This window comes from Synergistaceae bacterium, assembly GCA_017444345.1.
Classification (GTDB): Bacteria; Synergistota; Synergistia; order Synergistales; family Aminobacteriaceae; genus JAFUXM01.
Map to the genome: position 1 here is coordinate 13,168 of JAFSWW010000039.1, position 15,180 is coordinate 28,347.

Here is a 15,180-nt window from a genome sequence, read left to right on the forward strand (position 1 = left end):
ATATCTTGCATAAATAAAAATTTGCCGGCTCAAAATATGATAATATTATTGATATATTTGAATCAGGAGCTGAAAATTTCATGATAAATAAATCTTTATTCGGTACAATGCCGGACGGCCGCAAAGTTTATAATTACACGTTTATAGACTCGAAAGGTCAAAGCGTTACGATTTCTGAATATGCATGTGCGATAATCGAGACAAAAGTTTTCGCAAATGACGGCAAATTATATGACGTAACACTCGGTTATGACACTTTGAATGAATATTTGCAGGACACGCGGAATTTCGGGGCAATTGTCGGACGTTATGCGAATCGAATCGCGCTGGGAGAATTTACACTTAACGGCGTAACTTATCATTTAGAGCGAAATAACGGGCGAAATACTTTACACGGCGGAGTTCAGAGTTTCCGCAAAAAATTATTCACTAGCACTCTTAAAGATAATTGCGTTGAGTTCAGGCTTGAGTCTCCTGATCTTGACTGCGGATTCCCCGGAAATTTTGTTTTGACCGAGCGGGCTTCATTTATTGACGGTGCTTTAAAAATGGAGTATGAATATATTTGCGATAAAGACACTCCGGCGAGTATCACGAATCATAATTATTTCAACTTGAACGGGCACGGGAACGGGAGCATTATGAATCACGAATTATTAATTAATGCTGCTCGATATTGCAGGGCCGATCGTGAATTATTAGCAGCTTGGCCGCCTGTCAGTGTAGAGGGGACTCCGTTTGACTTCACTAAACCGCGCAAAATTATAGACGGGATATTTACGTATTCGCCTGAAATAATTAATGCTAACGGCGGTTATGATCACTGCTACGAGACTCCCGAACATGACAAGCCAGCCGCAATTATAACGGGCGACAAAACCGGAATCACTCTCGAAGTATATTCAGACATGCCCGCATTACAATTTTATTCGGGGAATTCAATCGGACATACTCCGGGCAAAAACGGAGCTTATTATAACAATCATGAAGGATTCGCGCTTGAGTGCCAGCAATTCCCTAATGCTATGAATATAAATGAGCCGTCATGCCCTAATGTAATAATTAAAGCAGGACAGCTCACTAAATGCTATATCACGTATAGATTTAAATAAATGCGCCTGAAATAGTATGCTCGCTTCGTCCGGTTGCTTTAGTCTTGATAGCTTCCATAAGGGACTCAAAAGCTGCGTTAAATGCCTTCAGACCGTCAGCAAGTAACTTAGCGCAAATAGCATCGAAATCAATGCCGAGTGATGATAATTTCTTAATTTCTGACTCGGCTTCGTTTAAATCGTTCTCAAGAGTTAATGCCGCGTGGCCGTGATCAACAAATGCGTCAAGAGTTGCGGGCGGTACAGTATTTACAGTGTCAGGGCCGATTAAATCTTCAACATATTTGACATCAGAATATGCTTTATTCTTTGTGCCGGTGCTTGCCCATAATGGACGCTGAATAAATTTCTCGTTCGCAAATAATTTCTTGAATTCCTGATACATGAGTCTAATTCCGTCGACTGCAATTTTTCCGGCTAAATCGTCATTCTTAGGCAGTGCAGCGTCAACGGCAGTATCAACACGAGACACGAACACAGAAGCAACTGACGCAATTTGTTTACCGGCCTTATTTGCACCCTCGATATATGCCCTTGCAACGTTAATATATTGTTCCTGCGAGAAAATAAGAGTCGAGTTTACATTTACGCCGCCTGCAATGCATTCTTTAAGTGCCGCGATTCCTTCAGGTGTTGCGGGAATCTTAATCATGACGTTCGGGCGGTTGAGTAATGCAAATAATCTCTTGGCCTCGCTGATTGTCGTATTTTTATCGGACGCGATTAACGGGTTGACTTCGAGACTCACATAACCGTCTTTGCCATTAGTCGAGTCATATACAGGTTTAAGAATATCTGCGGCGGCTCCGACTTCCTGTAATGTCAAAATCTCATAAATTTCTGCGGGAGTCTTGCCTTCTTTAGCGAGCGCGGCAATTTCCGAGTCATAGTCTTGAGTTTTCGCGATTGCATTCTCAAAAATTGACGGATTTGTTGTAACTCCGACAACGCCCTTATCGATCCAGCTTTTAAGCCCGCCCGACGCAATTAAATCACGGCTTATGTAATCAAGCCAAATACTTTGACCGAGATCAAATGCTTCATGAATACTAGTTTTCATAAAATAATCTCCTACCATTTCATAGAATTTATTGCGGCCTTCTCAATTTCAAGACCTGCTAAATAATGCCTCGTGAACTCTTCAAAGCCTGCGACTTCTTCAGGAGTAGGACTCACTGCTTCACCCGTTAAATCTTTGAATATCCGCGAGTCTAAATAATTCTCAAGTTTGCCGTCTTTCTTGCCGTCTACCATGTAAGCAGCTAATAAGGCAATACCCCACGCGCCTCCCTCGCTTGCAGTTGATAATACACTGACAGGAGAGTTTACTGCAGCGGCTAAAATTTTCTGCATCACAAGAGGTGTCTTAAAGAGTCCGCCGTGTCCCATTATTTTATCAAGTTTAACGCCCTCGTCCTTCAGTAAAATATCCATGCCGAGTTTAACAGCTCCGAGTGAAGTATATAGATTCACAAGCATGAAATTAGCAAGATTAAATTTACTGTTAGGCATTCTCGCAAATAAAGGCCGGCCTTCATTTATGAACGTGATATTTTCACCTGAATAATAGCCATATGCAAGCAAGCCCCCGCAGTCTTTATCGCCGCTCAATGCATGAGTGTATAACTTGTTAAATAATTCGCCGGTGTCTGCTTTGATTCCCATTAAATTACAGAACTCGCTGAAAATTTCGATCCAAGCGTTTAAATCACTAGTTCCGTTATTAGCGTGAGACATTGCGCAGGGGAATCCCGACGGAGTCGTTACCATGTCAATTTCACGATGTAATTTCGATAATTTATGCTCAAGTACAATCATTGCAAAAGTACTCGTGCCCGCTGAAAGATTCCCAGTTCTCGGAGCTACTGAATTTGTTGCAGTCATTCCCGTCCCTGCGTCGCCTTCAGGTGGACATAAAGGAATTCCCGGCTCTAAATTTCCGGACTCGTCAAGTAATTTCGCGCCCTCTTGAGTCAAATTTCCTGCATTATCGCCGGCAACTAAGACTCGCGGGAATATATCACGCAGCTTGAAATCATAGCCCGATTTGCTTAATAACGCGTCAAATTTTGAAATCATTGACTCGTCATAGTCTAATTTTTCGGAATCAATCGGGAACATTCCGGCAGCGTCGCCGATTCCTATAACTTTCTGCCCGGTTAATTTATAGTGCATGTAAGCAGCAAGAGTAAATACTCCTGAAATATTCTTAACGTGGGACTCATTGTCTAGAATTCTTTGATACAAATGAGCTACTGACCATCTTAAGGGAATATTGAAATCAAATAATTCCGTCAAGAAATCAGCGGACTCGGTCGTGTTAGTGTTGCGCCAAGTCTGAAAGGGTGCGAGCTGCTTATTTTGCGAGTCAAGAGCGATATAACCGTGCATCATTGCGCTGATTCCTATAGCTCCGAACTTTTTCGGGGTTATTCCATATTTTGACTCGATGTCTTTACGCAATGAAGAGTAACAAGATTTCAAACCTGCGTCAACGTCCGCTAAATCATAAGTCCAGACTCCATTAATTAATTTATTCTCCCATTCGTGAGAACCTGAAGCTAAGACTCGGCCGTCATAGTCGATTAATATAGCTTTTATTCTAGTCGAACCGAATTCGATTCCCAGTGCAGTTTTTGCGGAGTTAATTAATTCTCGCGCGTCCATTTATTTCACCTGTAAGAACTCTTTAACGATTGAGTCGGCATCTATGCCCATTTCGACTCTGACCTGATCAGAAGTTCCCGACGCTCCATAATGATTCACGCCGAGTGTCTTAATTTTCGGGAGCGAGAGACCTGCTTTTACTGCCTCAAGAATCATAATCGCGCCCATTCCAGTATTAACGTGATGATCTTCAACAGTGAGAATCGGCCCCGTCTTTGCTGCTTCTTTTATTGCGTCCATGTCAGGAGATAACGGACAAGATACAGCCCAGACTGAAACATTCAAATTTTTGTCGCGTGAAAGAATATCTGCGGCCTTTAATGCGATCTGAGCCGTATAACCCAGTGCGAAAATAGATCCGTCTTTGCCCTCACGTAATTTAACAGCTTTGCCGTATTCAAATTTATAATCGCCTGTGAACTCTTTCAAGCCGTCAATTTTGCTGCGTCCTACTGCTAAACAAATATCTCCGGGAGTTGCTAACATCCAGCGGGTCGCCCTGTCAGTCTGATTCGGGTCAACAGGTACTACTAATTTCCATCCGAATGTGTTATGTAATAATCCTACATAATCAATGCATTGATGAGTCTTCCCGTCTTCTCCGACATCGAGTCCGACATGAGTCAAAACCGTTTTATTTCCTGCGTGATTTATATCGTTGAGTCTCTGCTGATTGAATACTTCATCAATGCCGAACACGCCGAAATCTGCCCATAAAGAGACAACGCCGGCAATACTCGCAGTTCCCGACATAGTAGCAACACAATGTTCTTGAATACCGCACTGAATGAAATTATCCGGAGCCTCATTCATAAATCCGCCAGTCATAACAGAAGGTTTCAAATCGCAGTCGAATACTAAAATGGGAGTCTTGCCGTCCTTCTTATAATTCAATTTGCCTACATCAGCAAGTGCCTTACCGAATGCCCCGCGATTATCGCTGACTTTTGCGCCCTCGTAGTTAAATGGCGTGCCTGTCTCGATAACTGGTGCTGAAGGATAATCAATTTTGCGGCCTTTATAGCTCGGACCTTGTTTGCGTCGTTCGAGTGCTTTTGTGAGAGTCGCAGGGTCTTCACCTAAATGTTTCATGATCTCGTCATACATTTCAGGAGTTACCGGCTTCCCGTGATAATCCGGAATTCCTTCCATTTTGAGGCCGTCTTTACCTATAACAGTATGACATAATAAAACGGTGGGCTTTCCGTGTGAACCTGCATTCTTTAACGCGCTGTATAAATCCTTGAATGAATGCCCGTCGACTTCTACAACTTCCCAGCCGTCTGCAGCCCATAACGCTTTTAAATCACAAGGCATGACTTTATTTCTATCTCCTGAAATCTGAATATCATTCCAGTCAACAAGAGCTACAAGTCCCGTTAAATTTTCTTTCACGGCAATGCGTCTTGCTTCGGCGATTTGTCCCTTAGTTTGTCCGCCGTCACCCATTAAGACATAAACTCGGCCATTATGTTTATTTGCACGTTGAGCGAGCGCAAAACCTGCTCCGGCTGAGAGTCCCTGCCCTAAGTTGCCTGTGCCCCAGTCGATTCCGGGAACTTCACGCGTTACATGACCCTGAAAAGCTGAGCCGCAATTTCTGAAATGTGCCATTGCCTCGTCCCTGTCAACAAAGCCCCATTCAGATAATGCAGCATATACTCCGGCTGAAGTATGACCGTGAGAAATTACTACATAGTCACGATTTAAGTCGCTGCAATTTTCCGGAGTCAAATTTGCAATCCCGTAAACTGATAAAAACATTTCCATGCTTGAGAAAGCTCCGCCGGGGTGTCCTGACTTGGCCGCACTTACCATAGTGAGGGCTGCTGCTCTTGCTCGTTTTGCTGCTGCTTTGAGTGAGCTTATTTGCTCGTCAGTGAGTGAATCGCCTGTTAATTTTGTTAATGCCATTAAATTTTTGCCTTCTTTCTTTGATAATATAAATATAAATATAAAAATTTTATCGTGATTTCTTGACAGCATTCAGCCAGCCGTCATATAGATTAATTCTATCAGATTCAGACATTGAAGGGGAATAACTGACACGCTTTAAATTATTAAAAATTTCGTTATTGTATAGACCTGCCGAGAGTCCTGCACAATAAGCCGCGCCTATGCCTGATAACTCTTCAGAGTCGGGGATTCTCACGGGAATATTTAATAAATCGCTCTGAAATTGCATTAAATAGCTGTTTCTTGTCGGCCCGCCGTCGACTCGTAATTCATTTACTGGAATCCCCGCGCCCGTCCTCATCTCGTTAATAATGTCTGTTATCTGATAAGCTATACAATCAAGTGCAGCACGGACAATTTCATTTCTCCCAGTCGCCCGGGTCATTCCTACAATGCACGCGCTCGCATGAGAGTCCCAGTAAGGCGCACCAAGTCCGGAAAATGCAGGAACTAAATACGTTTTATCGCCTTTATTCGAATTTCGTGCAAAATTTTCAGTTTCTGCCGGACTCGTTATCAGCTTTAAATCATCCTTCAGCCAAGTTATAACAGCTCCAGTATAATTTATATTGCCTTCTAGTACATAATTGACTCGGCCGTTAATTTTCCATGCTAGACTCGTTACAATTTTATCACTCATAGAAATTTTTTCGCCTATATTCATCATAACTGACGAGCCGGTCCCATATGTAGCTTTTATCATGCCGGGATTCAAACAGCCCTGACCGAATAAAGCACCGTGAGAATCGCCTAAGACTCCGCAAATGGGAATCTTTTTATCGAGCCAGCCGTCAAAATCAGTCATGCCAAAATCGCCGTCTGAGTCCGTTATTTCAGGCATACAAGATTTATTTATGCCGAATAGATTTAATAAATCATCGTCCCATGTTAAAGTATTTATATTAAATAATTGAGTCCTTGACGCATTAGAATAGTCCGTTTGATGACGCTGCCCGCCGGTTAATTTATAAATGAGCCACGAGTCAATTGTCCCGACTGCGATATTATTCGAGTCCGCTAATTCCTTCACGCCGTCAACATTCTGAAATATCCAAGCTAATTTTGCTGCAGGGAAGTACGGCGATAAATTGATTCCCGTCTTGTCGTGAATTATTTGCGAGTGTCCTTGTTTTGCGAGTCCCTCACAAATTTCAGCGCCCCGTGAACATTGCCAGACTATAGCATTATATACAGGTTCGCCCGTTCGTTTGTCCCAACATGCTGAAGTCTCGCGCTGATTGCTGATTCCCAGTGCGTAAATTTCTGATTTATTTATGTCGGCCTTGTCGACTAAATTTTTTACGGTCTCAAGAGTGTTATTATAGATTTCGCGCAAATCATGCTCAACCCAGCCGAGATTATTAATAATTTGCCGGTGTGCTTTATCAGTGCGGCATAGTAAGACTCCTTTATCGTCAAATAATAATGCCTTAGTGCCTTGTGTGCTTTGATCTATTGCAAGAATGTATTTACTCAATAAAAAACGGCCTCCCTCTGTGTGCAGATATTGTGAAGATAACTATATTTTTATCCATTATTCTACTCCCACCCGCCCACCCGACTGCTTACGCAGCCGAGTAGAATAGGTGAAAAATTTTGATTTACTTCAGCAACTCACAAACTTTTTTTGCGATTCCTTCTGCGTTCATTCCGTAGTGCGCAAAAACTTCTTGAGACTTCCCAGTTATAACAGGCTCATCAGGAAGTGAAAGATTTATTACTTTCTTGGGATCGTTCGCGCTGATTACTTGGGCGACCATACTGCCGAGTCCCCCGAACGGTGAATGTTCTTCTACTGTGAGAATTAACTTTTTACCCTTTGCAGCATTTAATAAAGTCTCACAATCAAGAGGCTTTACACAGTACATATCAAGAACGCCCGCAGAAATTCCTTGACTCTTCAGCAACTCCGCCGAGTCCTTTGCAGCCTTCACTAACTCACCGCAGGCAACTATTAACACGTCTGAACCTTCAGCTAAAATCGTCGCTTTGTCCATCTTGAACGGGATATTATTTTCGCTGTAAACGTCTTCAACAGGATTGCGGCCGATTCTCACATAAGCTGTCTTGTTATCGTTTAATAATGCCTCGAAAACGCACCTAGTTTGAAATCTATCACTTGGCAAATAAACCCGCATATTTGGAATCGCACTCATTGCCGCTATATCTTGACAAGAATGATGAGTCATTCCTAAAGCCCCGTAACTTACTCCGCCGGAAATCCCGATTAATTTAACGTTCGTATCAGAATAAGCACAATCAACTTTGCACTGTTCATAACTTCGAGTCGAAATAAACGAGGCAGGCGACACAGCAAATGACTTCTTACCGCATGAAGCAAGACCGGCAGCAATACTCACTAAATTTTGTTCAGCAATACCGACTTCAACGAACTGGGCGGGGAATTCGTCAGCAAATGAAGACAGAGAAGCAGACCCGCGCGAGTCACTGCATAAAACGACAATATTTTTATCACGTGAGGCAGCCTCTTTCAAGACCTCACACATTACAGCACGATTTGCGATTTTATTAGCCATTGAGTAAAGCCTCCTTATATGCTGCTATATCTGCGGCGATTTGTGTATATTCTTCCTGATTCGGTAATTTGTGATGCCATCCCGCTTTATTTTCCATGATGGGCGAGCCCTTACCCTTCAGAGTCTCAGCGATTATTACGGTCGGACAACCTTTTGTGCGTTCTGCTACGTCTAATGCGTCGCTGATTTGCTGAATGTCATTCCCATTCATTACATTTATAACGTGCCAGCCTGAAGCCTCGAATCTCAAAGCAATATTGCCGGGCGATAAAACGTCGTCGACATTTCCGGAAATCTGCAAATGATTATGATCTACAAATGCGCACAAATTATCGAGTCTATAATGACCAGCGGCCGCAGCACCTTCCCAGACTGAACCCTCGGCGAGTTCCCCGTCACCCATTAAAGTATAAACGCGGTAATTTTTCTTGTCCATTTTTCCTGCGAGTGCCATTCCTACACTTACTGACAAGCCATGACCTAGAGAGCCCGAATTCATTTCTATACCGGGTAAAGTATTATGCGGATGTCCTATATATTCAGAGCCGAAACGAGAAAATTTTGCTTTCACCTCGTCAAGATTCATGAATCCTTCATAACTCAAGACGGCATATAGAGTCTCTACACAATGCCCCTTGCTTAAAACGAATCTATCACGATCGGGGCTGTCTTGATTTTCCGGAGTTACATTCATGCGTTCATAGAGAGTTAATAAAATTTCCGGCTCGCTCATGTCCCCGCCGATATGACCGCCTCCGCCTGACATGATAATATCAAGTGCATCGCGCCTAATGTCAAATGCCTTCACGCTTAAATCTTTAACGTTCTTAATTTTGCGCATAATTTACACCTCATCAAATTTTACATCTTCGCCGTGTAGATAGGCTTTTACTTTGTCCTCAATGGGATCATATAAATCGGGCTTGACTCCGATATATTTGCAGGCCTCATAAATAACCGGTACAATATCGCCGTGAATTGCTGCGACATGGTGAATATAAGGACCTTCAACGACTTTTGCCTCAAGACGCTTCAAATTATTAACTTCGATCCATACATAAGTCCCGCGAGTAAAAGGCCCGTCAATTCCCCGCGCATGACCAAGCAATATAGAATATTCCCCGCCGTCGCCGTCAAATCTTAGAAGACTCATTAATCCGTGTTTAGCTTCTGCACTGACTGCACCGTTTTGAGGGAATGCAACAGGTACGCAAATTGAAGGCTTTTCTTGAGCTACTGAAATCGGCCAAGGCCCGCAATGCTGTAATAATTCCCCGTTCTCATTATCAGGGTGTCTGACTGTCCAGTCTGAGAACATTACTCGGCGTTGATTCATAGTTGCTGCTTCTGCTAATAACTGCGAAATCGTGCCGTGTATATCAGTCTCACATACGACCGGGATTCCTTCTTCATTCAATAAACTATTTGCGGCACATGGCATTATATTAATTTCGTCCTGCAGGGCGTTCCAACATTGAATCGCTATAGCATTACAGCCGTATTTTTCCGATAAACTCTTCATAGCAGCCTTTAACTCTGCAACATGAGCGAGTGAGTCGTCTTCTATCTTACAAATCATATTTTCCTTACAATATTTTATGATTTTAGCGACTTCTTTCTTTTCCTCGCGCCACATTTTCATTTCAGCGTATAACTCAGGAAGAGGAATCGGGGATAATTGAATGTTAAATTTTTCGAGTAATTCGCCCTCGTTGCACATAGTTGACCAGAAATCGAACGGACGCGGGCCGATCTGTAAAATTCTCGTGTGCCTGAAGACTTTAACGACATTGCAGACTGCTATAAAATCACGTAATCCGCGCTCAAATTCGGGATCTGTTAAATTGCAATTATTCATATAAGTAAATGGGACTCTGAATCGCCTTAAAACTTTTCCAGTTGCAAATAGTCCGCACTGACTATCACGGAGCCTCATTCCGTTCTTGTCGGGTCTCTCATCACGCGGCCCCCATAGTAAGACGGGAACGTTTAATTCTTTTGCGAGTCTTGCGCATTCGTACTCTGTTCCAAAATTAGCATGTGGAATAAATAATCCTGCAACTTTCTCGGCCTTGAATTTCGCGCAAATTTTTTCGAGTCCTGCGTCGTCATATAATAGGCCTTCCTCGTTCACGTCATCAATATCAACGAAATCAATATTTAATTCCTTGAGCCTTGCTGCTGTGAGCTTTCTATATTCTACTGCCGCAGGAGCTGAAAATATAGCCCGCCTTGTTGGAGCAAACCCGATTTTGATTTTCGCGCCCTCGTGAGTTATTGACTCCTCCGCTGATTTCTTGCTGGTTTTCGCTTTCTTTGCTGCCATGTATAATACCCCCGTTAAAAAAATTTATTTTGACTCGTTTCTTGCCTGAAGAGCCATTTTCGCTTGTAAATTTCTCTGAGTCTGATCTATTATGACTGCTAAAATAATTACAGCTCCCCTGATTATCTTCTGCCAGAATTCAGAGACTCCGCACATTGTCATTCCGTCATTGATTACGCCTATAACGAACGCGCCCACGATTGTGCCTATAATTGTCCCTGAACCGCCCGACATTGAAGTCCCGCCTAAGACAGTCGCCGCTATTGCGTTCATTTCCCAGCCGTCGCCCGATGCAGGATGTGCCGCCGACAATTGAGCAGTGTTAATTAATCCTATCCAAGCAGCACAGAATCCGGAAATTACATAAGCTAAAATTTTAACTTGATCGGCCTTGATTCCTGAAAGTTTTGCGCTCTTCTCGTTGCCTCCGACTGCTAACAAGTGCCACCCAGTGGGAGTCCGATTCAATAATAACGCAGCAATTATTGAAAGTATAGCGAATACATAAACGCCCGCAGGAATTCCCAGCCAGTTCGCTCCGAGTGCCTTTAGTCCTACATTGCCGAGTCCTGCAAAGCCGCCTATATTCGGGAATGTAGCACCGCCTGATCTCAAATTAGCGAGTCCCCTGCAAATATACATAGTTCCCAGTGTCGTAATAAATGCTGCTACGTTTAATTTTGTGATTATGAGTCCGTTCACAAGCCCGATTAAGCAGCCCATACAGAGCATTAATATAATTATCGCAGGAACTGTAAAATAAATTGTCTTGCCTCCGATTGTGAGTCCTTCCTGAATCAATCCGCCTGCTAACATTCCGACAAGTCCGACGACTGAACCGACCGATAAATCAATTCCGCCCGTTATGATTACAAATGTCATTCCGAGCGCTAGAATTCCATATAAAGCGACGTGCTTTGCTACCATTGTAAGAGTGTTCAGTGATAAGAAGGATTTTGACGCAAAACTAAAGAATATTACAAGCAAGATTAATACTATAAACGTACGACCCTTTAAAAGAGTCATAATTAGCTGGCTGTTATCTTTCTTCATAATTAATAAATTCCCCCCGTTTTATTTAAGCAGCTTGAGTTTTGCCCGTGCCGAGTCCCGCATATGAAGCCCTGACTAAATTGTCTTCTGTGATATCTGCTCCCTTTAATTCAGCCGTGCACTTCCCGTTTGATAATACATAAATTCTATCAGCGATGGCCATAATTTCTTTAAGCTCCGACGATATGACAATTATTGAGAGTCCCCGCTCTGAAAATTCGTGAATAATCTCGAAAACTTCAGTCTTTGCGCCGATGTCAATACCTCGTGAGGGCTCATCCATTAATAAAATTTCGGGTTTAGTCATGAGTCCTTTTGCGATTACAATTTTTTGCTGATTGCCCCCTGATAGTGAAAGAATCGGCAGTGTTTTATCAGCAACTTTTATGTGAAGTTCTCTAATTTCGCCGTCAACTGCTGCGCCCTCTGCTGTATAATCCATGAGTCCGAATCTCGCAAAATCATTCAGTGACGCAAGAGAAGCATTCTTACAAATATCAAGACTTTGAACGAGTCCCTGCCGCTGTCTATCTTCAGGTACAATAGCAAATCCCGCCTTTAACTGATCTGCAATAGTGCCGACTTTCATTTTATGACCGTTATAAAAAATTTCTCCGCTGTGTTCGGGACGCATACCCATTAAGCACTCAAATAATTCGCTCCTGCCTGCACCGAGAAGCCCATAAATGCCGAGCACTTCACCTTTTTTGAGGTACATATTTACATTATCGAGCAGCCACCCGCCGCCAGTCTTAGGCAAATATAGATTCTTGACTTCTAAAATTTTTCCGGACTTCTCTAAATCTATAGAGCGTTTGAATCTATGATACTGGGTATTCTTGCCGACCATATTCTCTACTATCCATTCAAGTTTTATATCTTTAATATCTGCGTCGGCTACATACTTCCCATCGCGCAAAATTGTAACGTGATCGCCGATTTCCATAATTTCTTCGAGCCTGTGAGAAATATATACAATAGAGATTCCCTGTTCGAGTAATTCACGCATAATCTTGAATAAAACTTTTACTTCTGCGGCAGATAATGAGCTTGTCGGCTCGTCCATAATTAGGACTCGTAGATCACTGCTCACTAAATTTCTTGCGATTTCTACCATTTGCTGCTGGCCGACTCTTAAATCTCCGACTAAAGTATTAGGGTCAATTTCGTGCTCAAGACGCTTTAAAACTTTTTTAGCGCCCTCAATATGAGCAGAGTCATTTAACAGCCCGAAATTTGTACGCTCGTGATTCATGAAAATATTTTGATAGACTGTTAAATTTGGAAATAGGCTTAATTCCTGATGTATGATTCCGATTCCCTTTGCTTTAGCGTCGTTAATGTCCCTGAAAAAAACTTCTTGGCCGTCCATGTACATTTTACCGGCTGAAGGCTGCTCAATTCCGGCTATCATCTTCATTAGGGTTGACTTCCCTGCGCCGTTCTCACCGATTAAGACATTTACTTTTGCCTTGAGTAAATCAAACGAGACTCCATCAAGAGCCTTAGTGCCGGGATAAATTTTATCAATTTTTTCACAGTGTAATACGATATTGGGATCATCGAACATGATAAAATCTCCTCTCTGTTACTCGATTATAATAGAGACGGGCGTAATATTTACCTGATTCCCTGATGAGACAGCCGCGCCGGTTATTGTTATAGTTTTGCCCTTGATTGAGTCATTTATTGCGAGCGGTGTTATTACGTCTTTATCAAGCTGGGAGTTTAACGCCTTTGCATATTGACTCCATTCGGTTTGATTCGTGAAGTCGCCGAATTTCTTTATTGTCTGAGTGTCTCTTATTGCTGTGCCGGTATAAACGCTCCCTAACTGAACGGAAAATATCATATTGCCCGAATAATTTTCAGGAGTAATTGTTATAGATTTTCGCTTGCCTCCCGCCTTAGAAGTGAACTCGCTGACAGTCCCGTGAATCTTTATAGCCTTACCAGCTCCGAGCGAGTTTAAATCGAGTGCGTTAATTTCTGCTGCGTTTGTCGTGATTTCCTGTGAAATTTTGCCCCAGTCGCTGCCCGAACTCTCTGACGCGTCAAATGCCTTCACGCCTGTATATTGTCCTTCTGTGTCTTTATCGATGACTTTAGCGGAATTTGCAACGAATACTCCGAGAACTATTATAATTATCACTGCAAAAATTTTAGCTTTCAATTATGAGTCTCCCCTTCCTGTAATAAATACTAAAAACGGGGGAATCATGACTCCCCCGCCGGTGAATTCAATAAATTTATTTCTCGGTATAAACGAACTGCGAGAGATTCGCGACGTTATCTTTTGTGATTGCGATACAAGGCACTAACTGTTTTTCTTGAGCGGGTTTCTTGCCAGTTCTTATATATTCGTCGGCCTGCTCGATTGCCATTTCTGTAATTCTTGCGATTTGCTGTAATGCTGTGCCTACCATCTGGCCTTTTGCTACATAAGCCGCCGCATCGTCTGAACCGTCGAGTCCTATAATCTTAATGTCCGGGCGTTTTGCGTCTAAACATGCCTGAGTAGCTCCGCAAGCCATTGTGTCATTTCCGCAGATAATGCCTTTAATTTCAGGATGAGCCTGTAAAATTGCTTCAGTCTTTGAATATGCTTCAGTCTGATCCCAGTTTGCAGTTTGCTGGGCTACCATTTTTAAATCAGGATATTCATTTATTACAGAATGATAATTTTGTGAACGGACTTGACAGTTAGTATCTGACTCACGGCCTAATAATTCAGCGTAAGGGCCTGCATAATCCATAGCTTCTACCCATTTTTCAGCGATTGCGGCTGCTCCCTGTGCGTTGTCTGCTACGATTTGAGCGAGCGCGAGTCCTGATTCGTTGATCTCTCTATCAATCAGGAAAACGGGGATTTTTGCGTCGATTGCTTTACGAATTGCCTCGATTGAAGCGTCTGCCCCTGCATTGTCGCAAATTATAGCGATTGCCTTGTCAGCTATGGCAGCCTCAAATAATTCTAACTGTTTTGCTGCGTCGTCATCGTGTGAGAAACATTTTGGAGTATAACAGAGTTCTTTAAATTTAGCGGATCCTACTCTCTGTTAAGTTCCGAAAAATGGATTTGATGTTGAAGGAGTAATAATATAGATAATCCCCCCTGCAGCAAACGCACTTACTGCAAAGCATACGACTAATAACGCGGATAAAGCGGCAACAAGTAATTTTTTCATTACGAAATTACCTCCTGAATATAAATTATTAAATTGTGTAAAAAATTTTGATAAACATAATATATATAATCAACTAAAAATTTTCAATGCGTAAATTATGTATATTGCGAAAAATAAATTATTATCACACTCACTAAATTTTGCGAAAATATAAGCTATAATACAGTAAAATCATATTAAAATTTTTACATATTTTGAGGGGAGTGTTTATATTAATATGAACCTGCCAAGTTTTTTAGGGGGAGTCCATCCGCCTGAAGGGAAGGCACTCACAGAGAATAAGGCAATAGAAATTTTACGGCCTGAAGACTCTCGTGATTTTGTTTATCCTTTATCTCAGC

General features: G+C 42.3%; 11 protein-coding genes and 1 pseudogene. 1 reads left to right on the plus strand and 11 read right to left on the minus strand.

All coding sequences use genetic code 11. From position 1 onward, the window contains the following. Positions 1-80: 80 nt before the first annotated feature. Positions 81-1,112: a galactose mutarotase gene (locus IJS99_02255; protein ID MBQ7560645.1), complete on the plus strand. Its 1,032-nt coding sequence runs from the start codon at positions 81-83 to the stop codon at positions 1,110-1,112. Here the strand turns inward: IJS99_02255 and tal are convergent. From tal to IJS99_02310, 11 genes and pseudogenes are all read right to left on the minus strand, one after another. Continuing rightward, entirely contained in the window at positions 1,105-2,172 is a 1,068-nt protein-coding gene (gene tal, locus IJS99_02260) for a transaldolase (GenBank protein ID MBQ7560646.1), read from the minus strand. The two genes, IJS99_02255 and tal, sit on opposite strands and share 8 nt — an antisense overlap. Positions 2,173-2,183: 11 nt before the next feature. Then, positions 2,184-3,779: an FGGY-family carbohydrate kinase gene (locus IJS99_02265; protein ID MBQ7560647.1), complete on the minus strand. Its 1,596-nt coding sequence runs from the start codon at positions 3,777-3,779 to the stop codon at positions 2,184-2,186. Continuing rightward, a complete protein-coding gene (locus IJS99_02270; GenBank protein MBQ7560648.1) occupies positions 3,780-5,693 on the minus strand; it encodes a transketolase in 1,914 nt (637 codons plus the stop codon). 49 nt (positions 5,694-5,742) lie between these two features. After that, positions 5,743-7,212, minus strand: coding sequence for a glycerol kinase GlpK (glpK, locus tag IJS99_02275; GenBank protein ID MBQ7560649.1), 1,470 nt, complete (start codon positions 7,210-7,212; stop codon positions 5,743-5,745). 124 nt (positions 7,213-7,336) lie between these two features. Then, the gene (locus IJS99_02280; protein ID MBQ7560650.1) at positions 7,337-8,272 is read right to left on the minus strand and encodes a hypothetical protein; all 936 of its coding nucleotides are present in this window, start codon (positions 8,270-8,272) and stop codon (positions 7,337-7,339) included. Beyond that, on the minus strand, positions 8,265-9,104 hold the full coding sequence (locus tag IJS99_02285) for a transketolase (protein ID MBQ7560651.1): 840 nt from the start codon (positions 9,102-9,104) through the stop codon (positions 8,265-8,267). Before IJS99_02285 ends, IJS99_02280 begins: the two co-directional genes overlap by 8 nt. Before the next feature lie 12 nt (positions 9,105-9,116). Next, positions 9,117-10,598: an L-fucose/L-arabinose isomerase family protein gene (locus IJS99_02290; GenBank protein ID MBQ7560652.1), complete on the minus strand. Its 1,482-nt coding sequence runs from the start codon at positions 10,596-10,598 to the stop codon at positions 9,117-9,119. 24 nt (positions 10,599-10,622) lie between these two features. Next, positions 10,623-11,651 (minus strand): ABC transporter permease, encoded by a 1,029-nt coding sequence (locus IJS99_02295; GenBank protein ID MBQ7560653.1) that lies wholly within the window; start codon positions 11,649-11,651, stop codon positions 10,623-10,625. A gap of 25 nt (positions 11,652-11,676) precedes the next feature. Further along, the gene (locus tag IJS99_02300) at positions 11,677-13,221 is read right to left on the minus strand and encodes a sugar ABC transporter ATP-binding protein (GenBank protein ID MBQ7560654.1); all 1,545 of its coding nucleotides are present in this window, start codon (positions 13,219-13,221) and stop codon (positions 11,677-11,679) included. Positions 13,222-13,239: 18 nt separating this feature from the next. Then, a complete protein-coding gene (locus IJS99_02305; protein MBQ7560655.1) occupies positions 13,240-13,824 on the minus strand; it encodes a DUF2291 family protein in 585 nt (194 codons plus the stop codon). Between the two features lie 76 nt (positions 13,825-13,900). After that, positions 13,901-14,659 (minus strand): annotated as a pseudogene (locus IJS99_02310) (D-ribose ABC transporter substrate-binding protein). Positions 14,660-15,180 lie beyond the last annotated feature (521 nt).